The organism is Pseudobacter sp. (genome assembly GCF_051955275.1).
Lineage (GTDB): Bacteria > Bacteroidota > Bacteroidia > Chitinophagales > Chitinophagaceae > Pseudobacter.
Genome location: NZ_JBQCGW010000031.1, coordinates 24,895 through 42,130, shown reverse-complemented (window position 1 = coordinate 42,130; position 17,236 = coordinate 24,895). Strand labels below are relative to the sequence as shown.

Genomic DNA, 17,236 nt, shown 5'->3' with positions numbered 1-17,236 from the left:
GTTTCTTACGTTGATTATACAGTTGTTGTCTTTCAATGTATTGCTGGGGATCGTATGCAGAAGAACTATACATACCATCTATCAGTTCTGCCTGCAATTTTTCATGCGCATTCGCCAGGTTATAACTGGAGAGATCAGCCATATCGATATCTACGGCAGCATTATAAGTAACCAAAGCACGGCCCGTACCATTCTTTTTCGTTTCAATAACGATAACGCCATTTGCGGCCCTTGCTCCATAAATGGCTTTGGAAGCGGCATCTTTCAGAATGGTCATGCGTTCGATCCGGTTCATGTCCAGGTCGAAGATCCTTTCCAGGCTGGCTTCAAAGCCATCGAGGATGAATAAGGGCTCATTGGGCGATTTGAGGTAATTTCCTTTGAGGTTGGCCTGCACATCGGATTCGTCTGCAGGGAAAGTGGAAGTCCCACGGAGTTGTATCGTAGGTAGTGCATTGGGGTTGCTTCCCAATGAGAAATTATCGAGCACCATGGAGGGTACGATATTTTTAAGGCTTTGGAAAACGTTGGCGTTGCCTACTTTGCGGAGTTCTTCTCCGGTGATGGTTACAGCGGCTCCGGTGAAGCTGCTGGCTTTTCTGTTGAAAATACCGGTAACTACAGTCTGTTGCATTTCCGAAGGCTTTGGTTTCAGTTTGATCATCATTGCAGGATTGGGTCCTACTATCTTTTCACGGTGACTCTCAAAACCTACAGCAGAGAAAACTATCCAGTTTCCTAATACAGTACCAATACGAAATTCTCCCTTTACATCTGAAACAGTTCCGATTTCTAATCCTTCGACCAGTACGGAAACATTAGACATTGGCTCTCCTGTAGAAGCATTCACTACCCTACCCTCAACAGTATAATTGGGCCCACGCCGGCGAACAGGAGTTGTATCGCCATTTAGAAGGTTCTGTGGAGGCCGGGCTCCCACTGCAATATTTTTATCGTTGATCATATAGGAAAGTGCCTGTCCTCTGAAAATGATAGTAAGCGCATCATGTAATGGGACATCCTTCAAAACGACTGTCACAGGCTTTGCCTGCCTGATCATAAGATCATCATAGAAGAAGAGAAAACCGGTCTGTTTGGTAACTTTTTTAAGCACGGATACAAGAGGAGCATTCTTCGCATCCAGTGTCACTTTCTGGGCATATCCAGTAGCATGTACATGCACAAGCAGACAGAAAAGAAAGAAGACAGTCAATTTCATTGCTTTTACAATTGTTGTCCACCGGACGGAGGACGACAATTCGCAGTGCATTATCCTCTTCCGGTCGGGGGTTTTGGTTAATAATGGTAACCCCTCAATGGGTTGACCATTTGAAAGCAGAATCATACCTTTGTTAGGTTTGGTGAAAAAACTTGTTATCAACTCAATTTTGAAAACCAAACGCCGCCGGAAGTGCTCGCAACACTTCCGGCTTTGTTTTACGGATTGTTTTTAATGGCTATACGGATTAAGGTCTATCGAAAACAACTAACTTTTACTTGTAACTATCACGGTCCTGCCTTCCACCTTACAATTCACGTTGCTGGTGAATTCTATCAGTTTCAGCAGTTCATAGAAATTATCGGTCCGGTACATGCTGCCACTGAAGGCGGCATCAACATTCTCTCCATTCACAAAATTCACGTCGTACCACCTGCCCAACTGGTTGAACACATCAGAGAGCCTGGCGCTTTTGAATACGAATTTCCCTTCTTTCCAGGCCATGGTCTGTTCCATATCGGCCCTTTGCAGAACAATGTCCTTATTGGGTTGCATGATGCTCTGATAAGACGGTTCCAGGATTGTTTGCTGCTTATTTCCCTTCGAATCTCTAAATGCGGAATTAAGCTGCACTTTCCCTTCCAGTAACGTGGTGATGAACCGGCTGTCTTCAGGGTAAGCGTTCACATTGAACTGCGTTCCTAAAACTTGCACTGCTCCTTTGTTCTGCACGTCCACTATGAAAGGCTGCGATTGATTCTGGGCAACTTCAAAATAAGCTTCTCCGCTCAACTGCACTCTCCTCTCCTTGCCATGAAACGCAACAGGATAGCGGAGTTGCGTGGATGCATTCAGCCATACCCTGGTGCCATCCGGCAAGGTCATTTTGTATTGTTTACCACGCATGGTCACCATCGTGTTATATACTTCATCTCCTGTTGAGGGTGCATCAGTTGATTTATAAGTCAGGGCGCCATTCTCCACTATCGCTTTACTGGTAATAGTTCCATTCTGCACGCTATCCAACACAATCACCCTGCCATCGTCCAGTTTAAGGATAGCTCCGGCCTGTCCGGGCATGATCGAATCCTGCATATCAAGCACTACGGACATCTGGATGATTTTTTCTTCAGACTTAAGCCATAAGAACCAGGCTGCGCCAGCAATCAGTACCAGCGCCGCTGCGGCAGCCCACCAGCGGCGGTACAATGGTTTTACAGGAGCGCTTCCTGTTGCTCCGGAAGTTCTATTGTTTATAGCCTCCCAAACGGACTTTGTATTATCCTGATCAAGGTTATATTGTAATTGAGGTACATTTTCAAAGGATTCATTGATGGCATTCCATTGAGCTTCATAGGACGGGTCTGCCAGCAATTGCATCAGTTCCTGCTTCTCCGAGTCGGTGCAGGTCTTGTTGATGTAACGGTCAAAAAGTTCTGATAAATACTGATTGCTCTTCATTTTCATTGGTTGAATAGATAAGGTAGCGGGCTGTACAGGAGTAAAGACACCCACGGAAACAGAGATGTATTAGGCAGGATGAAAAAATCAGGAGAAAATTTTTAGGGCGGTCACAACAGCCGGGATCAGCAGGTCTTTTTCAAGGAAGAAGGCACGGATAGACTTGCTGGCAGCCAGGAGATGTACTTTAACCGTGTTGGGTGAAATGCCCATCTGACGGGCAGTTTCCTCGCGGCTAAGGCCATTGAGTTTGATCAGCATGAAGGCCTGACGTTGCGCAGGTGTAAGTCTTTCCATCGCTTGATGAACCAGTTTATCGGCTTCAGAGGAAAGCAGTTTTGTATCGGCAGCGTCTGCGTTGGTATCAGGCGCGGCCTGTTCCAACACTTTATTACCGGAACTGAAGCGGGCAATATCCCTCAGCACATTGAAGCTGCGATTACGGGTTAGGATGAATAGCCAGGAGGGAAAATCAATGATAGTGGGGAGTGTGGTCCTTTTCCGCCAGACCTGTACAAAGATGTCCTGGAGGATCTCTTCGGCTAAAACGGTGGATTCAGTGTAGAGGAAGGCGATCTCATATACCCTGTCCTTATGGCTAACAAACAGTTGTTCAAAGGCGCGTTCATCGCTTTGAGCAGTTTGTTGCAGGAGAAAACTCATTTCCTCTGCTGTATGGGTATGGATGGGCCGGGTCAAATCAGGGCTGTGATTTCCGGCTAAGGTAATTTTATTTCATTAGTATTTTCACTAATTCACATAAATAGCAAGACTAAGATAAATAGAAACTGGTATTTCAGGAAATTTAGAAATACCAGCCTTAAATTGAATGAATAATAGTTATTCAGGTTCTGGTCTTAGTTTTATGGTCCCAAGATTCGCATAAATCCCTGCGTTGATCTCTCTGGGTATATAACCAATCATGGAGCATACAAGAACAGTATTCATTTGAACTGTGATATTAAATTTCCCATCTGCGTCCGTAAACACACCCGATCCCACACCTTTCCTAATCACATCAGCTCCAGGGATTGGATTTGAAGTTACAGAATCAATTATTGTACCGAAATAATTATAATCCTCAGTAACTAGACTGGAACCTGTATGGTCCTTTTTTTCAAGATTAGAATTGATTATATGGCCCTTCTTAGAGCAAGATGCAACTCCAACTACGATAATAAGTATTCCTATCAACTTTCTGTAATTCATTTTTGAAAAGCATTAAAAGGTGAATACTCATAATCAGATATCTTGGCTTCATACAAACGGCGACGGCTGATTAAAAAAGGTTCGTCCTGAAGCACGACGTTCACTACAGTTTGACCTGGGGGTACAGAAATTACTTCATAAACATATCCGGGGTAATAGAAAGTTAAGAGTATTGAATCAGCTCTTGCAGTTATGAAATATATACCATCAACATTAGTTAGTGTACTTAAACTCGCACCGCTTATACCTACAGATACTCCTGATACAGCATAATTTTGAGAGTTAGTAACTCGTCCAGTAATATGTCTGCTCTGGGCAAACGAAAAGTAACTAGAAAATAAACCTAGAATAAACAAAAAAAATAGCTTATTGCTACTCATTGGATTTATAGTTTAATGGTTATCAATTCACTAAAAATACAGTACTTGAGATTTTATTTCTCTACCATTGTATAATAAATCAATAAAATAAATATTTCCCACTATACTATTTCGGGGGAATACTCTTAAGTAAGATTAGTTTTCCAAGTTTCTCTGTCAACCACTTTAATGTCCGAGCACCACGATTACTCCATCGCACTTTCTCATCTATTGCTTTTGCTTATGCGTAAAGAATCAATTCAATTGAGGTTCCATCTATTTTTTTGTAAAAACAGAGTATTCTGAGTAAAAAAGAAATATAGTAAAGTCGACTTATTACCAAACAAACAATTGGCCGAATAAATTAAAAATGCTGGTATTCCTTTTTACAGGAACACCAGCAATTCATAAAACTGAAGACATCATTTCGACCTTTACTAAGGAATTGGTGTTTGAAAAGACTTGAATGCCCATCAGTCCCCAATCTGGCACCTTGTAATTTCATGAAAATAAAGTATACTACCCTGATAACTTAATCCCGACACCAAACAAAGCCTGTTTTCCCAGGCCATGCTTTGTTCATTTGATCTTTGTTACATAATGGTGAAAACTTAGGTACAAATCTTAAAATTCCTAAAGATTCGATAATAATTAATGGAGGCTCTTCTTCTAGTTCAACATCTATAACTGAAAGCTCAGGAGGCAGTGCCACCGCCGGATTAATGTATCCATACATAAAGAAATCCAAAATCACCTCACGTGGTGGTACAATAAGATAAAACTTGCCATTAATATCAGTTAAAGTAGAATTCACGGTTCCCCTTACAGTTACAGAAACTCCTGGAATTGGGCATTTTTGGGGATCAGTAACAGTACCACTTATATTTCTATTTTGAGCAAGCACAAAGTGGGTGCTAAACAACCCAAGTACACACAACAAATAAAATTTCTTGATATTACTCATTGGATTAGGTTTAATGAAAAACATTATCATAATAATAAAGTATTTTTTTAAACAACTTTTAATTCCGGTTTTCTTTTTTTAGAAAAATAAGTAATTATATCTATTGAATATTCAAGAATTATTTATGAATTACATATTCACAAACTTAAGATTGCATTTACTTCCCAAACACCTCCTTCAACTTCACCTCCAGATCCGTTGAATACCCCGTATAACTCTTCACTATCTTTCCATCCCTATCTATCAGATACAACGTCGGAATCCCGCTAAACAAGAAAGTATCCATCGTCTTATTCTTTTCCGGGCTTAGCGTTTGACCCCATGGCATCTTCTCATCCTCCATCGCTTTCACCCATGCTTTCCTATCCGTGTCAATTGAAATACTCAACACATCAAAGCCCTGCGCCTTATAAGCATCATACAACGCTTTCACCTTTGGAATAGCCGCCCTGCAAGGACCACACCAGCTGGCCCAGAAATCGATCAGCAAATATTTCCCTTTGTAATCCGCCGTGGAAATATTCTTTCCATCAGCATCAGGGTAGCTCACCACGGGTACCGGCATGCCGGGCTTCAGCAATTTCGCCTGCGCGATATTGTCTTCCACTTTTTTCTTGTATTCTGCGATCTCCGTGAAACATGGATATTTCTTTTTCAGGTCTGTGAGGATCGGCAGGATGATTTCCTGGTTCTTTTCCCAGTTCAGCATCTTGATACCGGCCAACACTACAGGCCTGTCTTTGTACGCGCGGATCAGCACCTTGAGCCTGTCGCGGTAATCATCAGCCAGTGTCTTGTACGGATCCAGCCCTTTCAGATAAGCGCTCCAGCTGGTATCGGCGGATTTTCCGGCAATGTACATTTCCTTGCTCACGGCAATCATGTTCTGGTAATCCCTGTACACCATATGGTTAACCAGGTTGAGGAACTGGTTATCAGCAGAGCCTTCGATGAAGATATAAGGATTGTTCTTGATCTTCATTTTAGCGGTATCATAACCACGGCTGTTGATGGTGGCGTCTTCATCGCCCCAAACCGTTATGCGGTCCCATCTCAGGATCTCCAGATCATAGAACCTGGGCCTGCTGGCATCTACCGTGAACTGCCATTTGCCATCCTCCTTCACTACTACGGAGTCGATGGCCTTGTAATCCCTTCCATCCCTGTACCCGATCCAGACCTTATTGTTAGCGGCATATTTCTCGGGATTGAGGAACTGGACCTGTCCCTTTATCACGATGTTCTTCTTCTTTGCTTTGGTCTGTGCCCCTGCTGTTGCCGCAGCAGTAAGGGCTAAAGCGAATACAAAAAATTTCTTCATTGGAATAAATGCATTTAAATTGAGTGGGAAGATACCTTCCATTCCAACCTCATCCCTGATGCATTATACCAAATGACCAATCCACTTGACCAACTTCCGCCACAGGGCCTGAAAAAATGTAAAGCGGATTCCCGGTTTCATCCATCGTTTGCCGGAACTGGTCACACAAAAGCGGAAATGCACCATATTTTTGTAAACTTCATATGTAGCAAAGAATGAAATGACTGATGCCTGTTGAACTCTTCAAAAGACCCTGGCTTTCTTTCCTGGTGCATTGGCTGGCCTGGGAAGGCCTGTATTTCCTGATGGGACTGCCCCTGATCCTGGCCGCCCCGTACAGGAACTGGGAGAATTTCTTTTTCAATTATGGTCTCCTGGGCAGCGTGAATTTCCTGCTTTTTTACGGCTGCGCTTTTTACCTCATCCCTGCCCTCTTCATCAAACGAAAGAATATCTGGGCCCTGGTGATCAGCAGCCTGCTGCTGGCTTTTCTTTTCACCTTCATCAAGTACAGACTTGAAATGTGGAACTTTGAAACTAAGCTGGCTGAAGTGAAAGCCGCCATCAGCAGAATCCCGGCCATCGACACCACGGCCACCGGTGGTAAAACCGGCCGTCAGTTCCCTGCCACACCGGTAAGCCCCATGCAATGGAACAGTTATGTAAGGGCTTATATTTCTTTCAGCTTCCTGATCATCATCATCGCCTTTGCTTACAGGCTGTTGCTGGTCTGGTACGGACATGAAAAAGTGCGCAAAGACCTGGAGAACCAGAAACTGCAGGCCGAACTCAGCTTCCTCAAAATGCAGATCAACCCGCATTTCCTCTTCAACGCACTCAATAATATTTACAGCATGGCCGTGCTGGAACGCGCCCAGAAAACCAGTAACGGTATCATGAAACTATCAGAGATGATCCGCTACATGCTCTATGAAAAAGAAGATGAACAATACCGTGTAACACTCGATAAAGAGATCAGCCATATCAATAATTTTATCGATCTGCAAAAGCTGCGTTACGAAGGGGAATTGTTCATCCACTTCATTATCGAAGGCGATATCACCGGCCGGAAGGTACCGCCCCTGCTGCTTTTCCCGCTGATAGAAAATGCCTGTAAGCATGGCATTGTGCAGGACCCGGCAAAGCCCGTGAGCATTCAGATCACTATAATGGATAAGTTTCTGAACTTCTCGATACACAATTTCAAGAATGATTTCCTGAAAGACCAGACCGGCGGCATCGGACTGGTGAACGTACAGAAAAGACTAAGCCTGCTCTATCCGCAGCAGGACTTACTCCATATCCAGAACACCAGAAAAGAGTTTGATGTACAATTACAATTACCTTTATGAGCGTAACCAATGACATGACTATGCTCAACTGCCTGGTGATTGACGATGAGCCGCTTGCTATCAAACTGATCGAGGACCATATCAGCAGGGTTCCCTTCCTGAAACTGGCCGGTGTGAATACCAATCCGCTGGAAGCCCTCATAGCGTTCAACCGCCAGCCGGTGGATCTGATCTTCCTGGATATACAGATGCCGCAACTCAATGGGGTGCAGTTCATGCAACTGCTGCAGAACAGGGCGCAGGTGATCATCACGTCCGCGTTCCAGGAATATGCATTCGACGGCTTCGAGCACAATGTGGTGGATTACCTGCTGAAGCCCATTTCCTTTGAACGTTTTTACAAAGCGGTGGAGAAAGCCTGGAAGATCGCCAACCCGGCAGACCGTCCGCCAGCCGTGCCTGACCTGCATCCGCTCACCGGTGGTTATATTTTTGTGAAGGTGGAAACCAAGATGATCAGGGTGGAACTGGATGATATCCTGTATGTGGAAGGACTGAAGAATTATCTATCCATCTACACCCGCTCACAACGCATCATCACCCTGCAGAGCATGAAACAGCTGGAAGAGGCACTGCCACCCAACCGTTTCATGCGTGTGCACAAATCCTACCTGGTGGCATTCGATAAGATCAACAGTGTGGAAAGGCAGGAGATCCATATCGGTAATACCATCATACCCGTTGGCAGTACTTATGCAGATAATTTTTTCACCATGCTTAACAGAAAAAAGGCATAAACAGAAAGTTACTGCATACCATTATATTTTCTAAGTTTACAGTCCATCACGATCTTGTCCGCCATTAAACCGCCTGTTTCAAATCATTCATAAACTGAACCAGCGCTTGCAACCCGAACGTTTACATACGGTCACTGATACTTCCATGCCTGCGGATGATGCACTGTTACAACAGCTCAGCACCGGAAGCATGGCGGCATTCCAGTTGCTGTACCAACGCTACCAGCCCCTGCTGCAACGCTATCTCCAGCCATTCAGCGTAGTGGAAGAACCAGATGAAGTGATCCAGGATATCTTCCTCAAACTCTGGTGGAAACGGGAATCACTCACTGCCGTTCGTTCCGTACCTCAGTATCTTTTCCGCATGGCCCGCAACCGACTGCTGGACCTGCACCGCAGCAACCGCGCCAGGCAACAACGGGAAACAGCCACCAGCAACAGTTTGGAGGCTGCCGGGAATTCAACGCTGGAAAGCAAAGAGTTTTACGAATACGCCCTCCGCGCCATCGCCCGGTTACCGGAAAGGCAAAGGATGATCTATGAAATGAATGTGTTCCAGGACCTGTCGCTCGATGAGATTGCCACAGCCATGGGCCTTTCAAAATCCGTAGTGATCAAGCAGCTTTATCTCGCCAACAAATCTGTAAGAGGTGAAGTGAAGAAATTCAGTCATTTATTCTTTTCTCTCTTCTCGGTAATTCCCTGAAAAAAATATTTCCATTTCACCATCCATGCTCTTTTCATGGCTCCGTCTTTATAGTAATCAACGATTATGAACTATCTGGATCTGCTACCAAAATTTGCGGCTGGCACTGCCACCGCGTCTGAACGCGAAGCGTTCAATGAATGGCTCAACAGCCTTTCACCAGAAGCATTCCGGGAAGTGCTTGCACAATATGAAGCATTGCTTGTTACCCAGCAACAGAACGGCCCGCACAATGAGCTGTTGTTACAATCCATCCTTCGGCAAATAGATGGAGAAACAGCCGCTACACCGGCAACCCTGCGGACTATGAATGTACGCAGGTGGATACCTTATGCTGCCGCCATTACCATAATGATTGGCATCGGGGCATGGTGGGCAATGAGCCGGCAGCAACAGGCCGTTACACCGGTTACAGCAACAACACCTGCCGCCATGCCCGATCTGCCACCTGGTAAAGAAGGAGCATTGCTCACTTTGGCTGATGGCCGCACTATTGTGCTCGACAGCCTGGCGCCCGGCGCCATCAGCGCAGACAGCAATAACCGGATCATGCTCAAACAGGGCTCACTGGACTATGCGCACTGGCAACAGGCAAACAGCAATGCCACCACCCAGTACAATACCATGCAAACGCCGCGTGGCCGACAGTTTCAGCTGACATTGCCGGATGGCACCAGGGTATGGCTCAATGCCATGAGCAGTATCCGTTTTCCTGTGAGCTTCCCCGGCAACAGCCGTGAGGTCAGCATCAGCGGAGAAGCTTACCTGGAAGTGGAAAAGGATGCCGCAAGGCCCTTCATCGTGCACAGTAATGGCATCACTACGGAAGTGCTGGGCACTGCCTTCAATGTGAACGCCTACGGCGATGAAGATGCCACCCGCATTACATTGATCAATGGAAAAGTAGTAGTGCGTAATGCAGAACAAAGCAGCACGCTGAAACCCGGCACCCAGGCAACATGCAATAAGAAAGAAATCAGACAGGCTGAAGTGGATGCAGATCAGGCCATCGCCTGGAAGAACGGCATCTTCAATTTCCATCAAACCAGCCTCCAGTCTGCCATGCGGCAGATCGCCAGGTGGTATGATGTGGAGATCGAATACGGAAATAATGTGCCTGCTATCACGTTTGCAGGAAAGATCCAGCGCAACCTGAGCCTGAAACAGATATTGAAGGGACTGGAAGATGAACAGGTGCATTTCACCATTGAAGGGAAGAAGCTGATCGTAACGAAGTAAATGAGAGAATAACCAAAATAAAAAACTGCTCCGGGTAGTGACCGGAACAGTTGACAATTCTGAGTCAGTTCATAAATAAGTCCGGCAAGACTTGTATCTATTAGTTAACCCAAAACTGTTACAAAAGTATGCAATTAAGTGTTGCAAAATCCCGGGTGACTGCGGGATGCCTTTGTAATCCAACTGCTTTATGTTCACAAGCCAGCAACCAGGCTGGCACTGGATTACACAGGTCTCACCGCACCAGCCTCCACCAAACTTTGCGCGTAATGAGACTAACTGCTTTACTGCTGCTCTCCTTTTGCCTGCATGTGAGTGCCAAAAGCATTTCACAGACGGTGAGCTTCACGGGTAAGGACGTGTCGCTGGAAAAAGTATTCAATGCCATCGAAAAGCAGACCGGTTATTTTGTTGTCTGGAAAATCAATATGCTCCAGCTGAGCAAACCGGTGACCATCGATGCACAGGATACTCCTCTCCTGCAATTCCTCCAGGAAGCGCTGCGCGATCAGCCGCTGGATTATACCATCGAGAACCAGACCATCTTCATCCGCCAGCTGACAGTAAAAGCCATCAGGGCCATTCCCCGGCTCTATGTGACCACCCCGCCCGCTCCTACAGCTACCGGAAAGATCACGGACGATAAAGGCAAACCCCTCGCCGGTGTGAATGTACTGGTGAAAGGCACCACACGTGGCGCCACCACCGATGCCGATGGGAGTTTCAAGCTCACGGCTTCTGCCGGTGATGTACTGGTGATCTCCTTCATCGGGTACCAGACCAAACAGGTGACCGTTCCGGCCAGCCTTGTAGTGAATGTATCCCTCGTTAAAACAGCCATGGAGCTCACGGATGTGGTAGTGAGCGGGTTCCAGGACAGGCGCAAAGCCGTTACCGTTGGCTCCATCACCACCGCCACCTCCAAAGACCTGGAGAATGCAGGCATCACCACTTTTGAAAAAGCATTGTCCGGCAAACTCTCCGGCGTTTACGTACGCAGCGCCTCAGGCCGCCCCGGAGAAACCGGTAATATCATCATACGCGGTATCAACACCCTCACGGGAAATGCAGAACCACTCTATGTGCTGGATGGTATGCCGTTACAGACGGGCGAAGTGTCCGGCGGCATGAACAGCCTCATTACAAATGGTATCGGTAATATCCCTCCCGAAAATATCGAGAGCATCACCATCCTGAAAGATGCCACTGCCGCCTCCATCTATGGTGCCCGCGCCGCCAATGGCGTGATAGTGATCACCACCAAGAACGGTAAGATCGGTAACGACTATGTGAACTACTCCGGTAAATACGGCATCACGCTTCGCCCCGAGAATAAGTTCAACTTCATGAACTCCCAGGAGAAAGTGGCGTTTGAAAGATCTCTGAGCGATGACTTCTATCCTCCTTACGAAAAAGGCGGTCGCGTTATTCAGCTGATCAACCTGGCAGACAAAGGCGTGATCACGCGTGAAGAAGCAGAACAAAGGATCGCTGAACTGGAGAAAACCAATACCAACTGGATCGATCAGCTTTATCGCGTAGCACAGAGCCAGAGCCATAATATCAGCTTCAGCGGTGGTAATAACAAAACCACTTACTTCGCTTCCTTCAACTACCAGGATGCGCAGGGAAGTCTGATCCAGAATAAATTCCAGACCGGTGGTCTCAACATGAAACTCTCCCGCTTTATCACCAATGACCTGCTCTTCCGCGTGAATGTGTACTCCACCATCAAACGCAATGTGGAAGGCCAGGCAGGTATGGACCCGTTCAAATATGCCGTATTTGCAAACCCCTATGAAAAACCCTACAATGCAGACGGATCATACGCTGCAGATATGACCTACCGTGAGATCCCTTACACGGTTGGCACAGCTTCTTCCCTGCTTTACACCAATTTCAATATTATCCGCGAACTGAAGGAAAACAAACTGAGCAATCTCTACGGAAATGTGAGAGGCCAGCTCAGTCTTGAATATACCTTCCTCCGCAATTTCAAATACACGGGAAATATCGCCGCTTCTTATACTTCTGTTCAGGACAAGGATGAATCCTATGCAGGTACTTACCGTTCCTGGGTAAGGAACTGGCTGAACAGTGCGAGCATGGCTACCGGTGTTCTTCCGGAACATAACCGTGGCTTCCTGCTCGAAGGCAGCGGCCGCACCATGGACTACACGGTCCGCAATACACTCGAGTACAATAATACTTTTGCCGGTAAGCATTTTGTACAGGGCTTTTTCGCCAGTGAGTTCGGCGCTGTGAAGAACGATCAGTTCAGACATTTCAATCCCATCTACCTCCAGGAATACGCTATTGCAGGTTATCCCAGCTGGGACCTGGTGGCCGATACCCGTTTCATGAACCTCAGTCTGGACGCGCTCGGCGGCACCGGAACACGCGAGAACAGATCTGCCAGTTTCATCGGATCTGCTGCCTACGCTTATGACAACAGGTATGTGGCCAATGCCAACGTGCGCTATGATGGCGTTGATATCATCGGATCAGATAACCAGTTCTCTCCACTCTGGTCTGCCGGTGTAAAATGGAATGCACACAACGAAAGTTTCCTGAAAGATCATGAAGCAGTACTGAGCAGACTGGTACTCTCTCTTGGATATGGTTACAGAGGTAGCATCAACAGAAGCGTGCTTCCTTTCCATACTTATACCCTGGGAACAGCAGTATATGCCAACACTCCTGTTGCTGTGAACTTCAATTACGGTAATCCAGTGATCAAGTGGGAACAGAAAAAAGAAACCAACCTGGGTATGGAACTGAGCTTTTATAAAGGCCGCTTCAATGCGGAGTTCCGTTACTTCAATGAAGAAGTGAGCGATCTGCTCGATCAGACCAAAACGCCTCCCTCCGTTGGCCGTCAGTCGGCCACTGTGAATGTGGGCAACCTTACCAATAAAGGATATGAAGTGAGCTTCCGTGTGGAAGTGGTGAAATCAAAGGACTGGTTATGGGAGATCGGCGGTAACTACACCAGGGTGCAGAATACCCTCACCAATGTGTTCCAGAAAGAAATACCTGCGCTTGCCGATTCATCTGCACTCAATATCCAGGGGTATGCTGTGAACAGCTGGTTCGGTTACAAATACGCTCACGTGGATGAACAAACGGGAGACCTGATGGTGTATGCACAGCGGGCCAATACCAAAGTGGTAAGTGGCAATGTGCAGACCACATATGAAGATGCGCTCATCAACCTCAGCAAGATCACGGATGCCGATCTGAAAGCTGCGTACCGCCCATATTATCTGGGCCATTATAATCCGGACTTCTACGGAGGTTTCAATACCCGCCTCAACTACAAGGCATTTGAATTCACGGCCAGCTTTGTATATGCCGGTGGCAATATGATCGAGAGTTTCCGCGACAGGCGTGAAGGTCCCAGCAGGGCAACTGATGATATTACTGCCAGCAGGACCAACCGCCTCAAAGAGAACCTCTACCGCTGGCGCCAGGCAGGGGATTACACCAATATCCCTGCATACAGGAACAGCTCCAGCAACTACACGAGAATGCTCATCAGCACTGATATCGAGAAAGGCGATTATATCAAATGCAATGAAATGAGCATCAGTTGGAGGGCGCCTAAATCCATCATCAGCAGAACAGCCATGAAAACCCTGAAAGCCACACTGGTAGCGGGTAATCTGTTCATCATCAGCCCGTACAGCGGAACTGATCCGGAAAGCCGCCTGCCTTTCGGTTATCCCAACACCAGGAATTTCGCTTTGTCATTAACCGTTGGATTCTAAAAATGACTGCAATGAAAAAGAACAAAATCATCATATGCTTTTTACTGATCGGCCTTGTTTCATCGTCAGGTTGCAAACGCTATCTTGACCTGGCACCCAAGAACCAGCGAACGGTCACTACCACGCAGGACGTGAAAAGCTTGCTGGCAGGCTATCTCCGCTCCCTCACCACCTTTGGCGTAGCACCAAGATACGGACTGGTGAACGGAACCATGATGCCTACCGGTCCCGTATATGCGAACCTTTTGTTTGAAGCTTATTCAGACAATATCGATTTCGAAACGGCAGTGCCGCAGAATTATCTTCAGTCAAATAATATACACCAGTCGCAGGAGAAAGTGTATGCCGACTGGTTGCTTTGGAATGACTATACTTCGCCCGGGCGTATCTGGACTGAATATTACGAGATCATCGGTTTCATCAATGCGCTCACAGATCAGTTCACGGAGGAAGTAACAGACGCCACCCCCGAGCAGAAAGACCAGTTGCTGGGAGAAATGCATGGCATCCGTGCTTATTACTTCTTCAAACTGCTGCAATACTTCGGACAATACAAAAATGCAGAAATGGGCATCCCTGTTTACCTGCATTCGGGAAAAGAGGTGTTGTCTGTTAACATGAGCCGCAAATCACATGCTGAAGTATATAAGACTATCCTGGAGGACCTGAACAAGGCCATTGAAATGGCCGGAAGAACACAGCCCATGCTCGGATACAATGTTTTCTTCAACAGCCGTTACCTGCATCACCTGGCCGCACAGGTGTACTGGTTCAAGGCTGAGTCCCCTGCCAAAGAAACAGGCGACTATGACCAGGTGAAAGCACATGCTACCATTGCTATAGAAAACACAGAAAGTGTGATCCCTGTTACCGGCCCAAATATTATCCTGGCCGTGGCAGGTAAAACGCCCTCTTATCCTGCTTTGTGCATGGAGAATAATTCCCAGGGCGCTATCAGTGGGCTGTATGGCAGCTGCTTTCAGTACCTGGGTTCCTTCAGCCCGATGAATATACCGCTGAAGGGCGATTTCTGTGCATTGTTCCAGCCCGGCGATGTGCGCAATGCCATCGTGTTCAATGCCAACCCAGCTGTGGCAGGTGGCAAGGTAGGCCCTGAAGGAAAGATCCTCAACTGGGGCTGGCCTTCTGATGGTACAACACAGGGAACAGTGAAGCGCGGCAACCTGGCGATGTTCAGACCTGAAGAAGCCTGGCTGATGCTGGCAGAAGCGCAGTTCAGGACCGGCCAGCCCAATGATGCCATCACTACCCTCAATAAATTCAAGAGCTTCCGTAATGCAGGTACGGCCGATGGTTTGAGCGGAGACCTGCTGCTGCAGGAAATAGTGAATGAAAGAAGGAAGGAATTCTTCGGCGACTATGACAAGCGCTGGCTCGATCTGAAACGATATGGCGGCAAAACCATTACCCGCCAGTTGAGGTTCTTCCAGAAGGATTATACGGTAAAGGCAGAGCCTAACGATTATCATTATGCGCTTCCGATACCTTTAACGGAAATACAGCTGAACAAAAACCTGGTTCCGAATGAAGGCTGGATCACTATTGAATATTAATCGAATTGTTCAACATACAGAAACAGTAATTATGAACAGGAATTTATTATATGTGGCCGCCCTGCTCCTGCTGTTGGTCAGCAGTTGTAAGAAAGACGGTTTCACTTACAAAATGTACGAACCGGCTGTGGCTGATGTGGACTCCATCTATCTCTCCGCCACGGATAAAATGATGATCGCTGACGGGCAGGCCAGTCTTCAGTTCATCGTTGAAGTATTCAGACTGGTGAAACTCCCTTCGGGAAAGGATTCCATGGAGAAGATCGACTACAGGGAATTGCCGGAAGGTTCTTTGAAGATCATCGAGGAAAGATCGAACAAGGAAGTGGGGCTGACTTATTCCACTGCCACCATTCCCTATGATACGGTGAAATTCCATGCCGAGATCGGTACGGTGAAGTCATCCACCAAGGCGGTAGCCCTTCGCGCCAAACCTGTATTGCCCCAGAAATTGTACGTGGATGTAATATTTCACGTATGGGAGCTCAATACTGCACACCCCACCTACGATGTGTCGTCGTACCAGCCGGTGACCTTTGAAATGTTGCAGGCGGCCATCAGGAATATGAACATGGCCATCAACAACCAGCTGAGCCGCAGCCCGAATGGCGCTTCCGCCAATATCGAGTTCAGGCTGGCAACAAAGAACCAGAATGGCGCCGTGATGATCCAGCCGGGATTCAACAAGATCATTTACAGCGATAATATCAAAGTGAACCCGTTGAACTCCACTTTTGCTTTTGGAGATTATACAACCTATATCAACAATAACAAGGCAAGTACCATCTGGAAGCCGAAGGAATTCCTGAATATCCATGTGCTGCCATACGGCTCAAACAACAGCATGGGTACGGTGCACCCGGCCAAACAGCTTGCGCCACAACCCGGGCAGGACCCGATCCCCGGTATTGCGGGAACAGCGGCCAATGAAGATGATTTCACGCTGGATTATGCGAATGCAGTTTGCGGCGTTCCGCGCACCCTGTTCTTCCCGGGCTTTGAAAGGAAGATCGAAATATTCCAGTTTGTAGGAAATTTCTACAGCCTGTATGTGCCGCAGTACCGCGCCAATATCCAGTTTTCCGATTACTGCTATGATACCCGTGAGTTCAATGGAAGCGACACAAAGAATTTCCAGTATGTTTTCAAGATCGGGATGGACAATGAAAAGTATGTGGCGGACAATGTAATGGATGATAACCGTTACCCTACCCTGCAGAATTCCATCACCCTTGACCAGGTGAACAGAATGAGAAGCGTGATGACGCGCTGTCCGGGCAGGATGAACAGCAAAACACAATAATAATCCTATCTGAGATCCTGAA

At 46.8% G+C, this 17,236-nt stretch carries 14 protein-coding genes; 7 read left to right on the top strand and 7 right to left on the bottom strand.

Annotated features, from left to right (window positions below):
- The 7 genes from ACTHMC_RS03395 to ACTHMC_RS03365 form a co-directional block, all read right to left on the bottom strand.
- On the bottom strand, positions 1-1,219 hold a 1,219-nt coding region (locus tag ACTHMC_RS03395; protein WP_440410824.1), incomplete at its 3' end, for a carboxypeptidase-like regulatory domain-containing protein.
- Positions 1,220-1,486: 267 nt separating this feature from the next.
- Positions 1,487-2,680, bottom strand: coding sequence for a FecR family protein (locus ACTHMC_RS03390; RefSeq protein WP_440410823.1), 1,194 nt, complete (start codon positions 2,678-2,680; stop codon positions 1,487-1,489).
- A gap of 87 nt (positions 2,681-2,767) precedes the next feature.
- A complete protein-coding gene (locus tag ACTHMC_RS03385) occupies positions 2,768-3,343 on the bottom strand; it encodes an RNA polymerase sigma factor (RefSeq protein ID WP_440410822.1) in 576 nt (191 codons plus the stop codon).
- 177 nt (positions 3,344-3,520) lie between these two features.
- Entirely contained in the window at positions 3,521-3,889 is a 369-nt protein-coding gene (locus ACTHMC_RS03380; protein WP_440410820.1) for a carboxypeptidase-like regulatory domain-containing protein, read from the bottom strand.
- Positions 3,886-4,269 carry a carboxypeptidase-like regulatory domain-containing protein gene (locus tag ACTHMC_RS03375; RefSeq protein WP_440410819.1) on the bottom strand — a complete coding sequence of 128 codons (384 nt, stop codon included), beginning with the start codon at positions 4,267-4,269 and terminating at the stop codon, positions 3,886-3,888. The genes ACTHMC_RS03380 and ACTHMC_RS03375 overlap by 4 nt, the downstream gene beginning before the upstream one ends.
- A gap of 511 nt (positions 4,270-4,780) precedes the next feature.
- A complete protein-coding gene (locus ACTHMC_RS03370; protein ID WP_440410818.1) occupies positions 4,781-5,212 on the bottom strand; it encodes a carboxypeptidase-like regulatory domain-containing protein in 432 nt (143 codons plus the stop codon).
- Positions 5,213-5,369: 157 nt separating this feature from the next.
- Positions 5,370-6,533 (bottom strand): TlpA family protein disulfide reductase, encoded by a 1,164-nt coding sequence (locus ACTHMC_RS03365; protein ID WP_440410816.1) that lies wholly within the window; start codon positions 6,531-6,533, stop codon positions 5,370-5,372.
- Positions 6,534-6,760: 227 nt separating this feature from the next.
- Between ACTHMC_RS03365 and ACTHMC_RS03360 the strand changes: the two genes are divergently transcribed.
- From ACTHMC_RS03360 to ACTHMC_RS03330, 7 genes are all read left to right on the top strand, one after another.
- Positions 6,761-7,885 carry a sensor histidine kinase gene (locus tag ACTHMC_RS03360; protein ID WP_440410815.1) on the top strand — a complete coding sequence of 375 codons (1,125 nt, stop codon included), beginning with the start codon at positions 6,761-6,763 and terminating at the stop codon, positions 7,883-7,885.
- The gene (locus ACTHMC_RS03355; protein ID WP_440410813.1) at positions 7,882-8,622 is read left to right on the top strand and encodes a LytR/AlgR family response regulator transcription factor; all 741 of its coding nucleotides are present in this window, start codon (positions 7,882-7,884) and stop codon (positions 8,620-8,622) included. Before ACTHMC_RS03360 ends, ACTHMC_RS03355 begins: the two co-directional genes overlap by 4 nt.
- A 106-nt stretch (positions 8,623-8,728) precedes the next feature.
- Positions 8,729-9,328, top strand: coding sequence for an RNA polymerase sigma factor (locus ACTHMC_RS03350; RefSeq protein ID WP_440410812.1), 600 nt, complete (start codon positions 8,729-8,731; stop codon positions 9,326-9,328).
- Positions 9,329-9,394: 66 nt separating this feature from the next.
- On the top strand, positions 9,395-10,567 hold the full coding sequence (locus ACTHMC_RS03345; protein ID WP_440410810.1) for a FecR domain-containing protein: 1,173 nt from the start codon (positions 9,395-9,397) through the stop codon (positions 10,565-10,567).
- A gap of 269 nt (positions 10,568-10,836) precedes the next feature.
- Positions 10,837-14,337, top strand: coding sequence for a SusC/RagA family TonB-linked outer membrane protein (locus tag ACTHMC_RS03340; RefSeq protein ID WP_440410808.1), 3,501 nt, complete (start codon positions 10,837-10,839; stop codon positions 14,335-14,337).
- An 11-nt stretch (positions 14,338-14,348) separates the two neighbouring features.
- Positions 14,349-15,911: a RagB/SusD family nutrient uptake outer membrane protein gene (locus tag ACTHMC_RS03335; RefSeq protein WP_440410807.1), complete on the top strand. Its 1,563-nt coding sequence runs from the start codon at positions 14,349-14,351 to the stop codon at positions 15,909-15,911.
- Positions 15,912-15,942: 31 nt separating this feature from the next.
- Complete coding sequence (locus ACTHMC_RS03330; RefSeq protein WP_440410805.1) at positions 15,943-17,214, top strand: hypothetical protein; 1,272 nt, start codon at positions 15,943-15,945, stop codon at positions 17,212-17,214.
- The last annotated feature ends 22 nt before the right edge of the window (positions 17,215-17,236 follow it).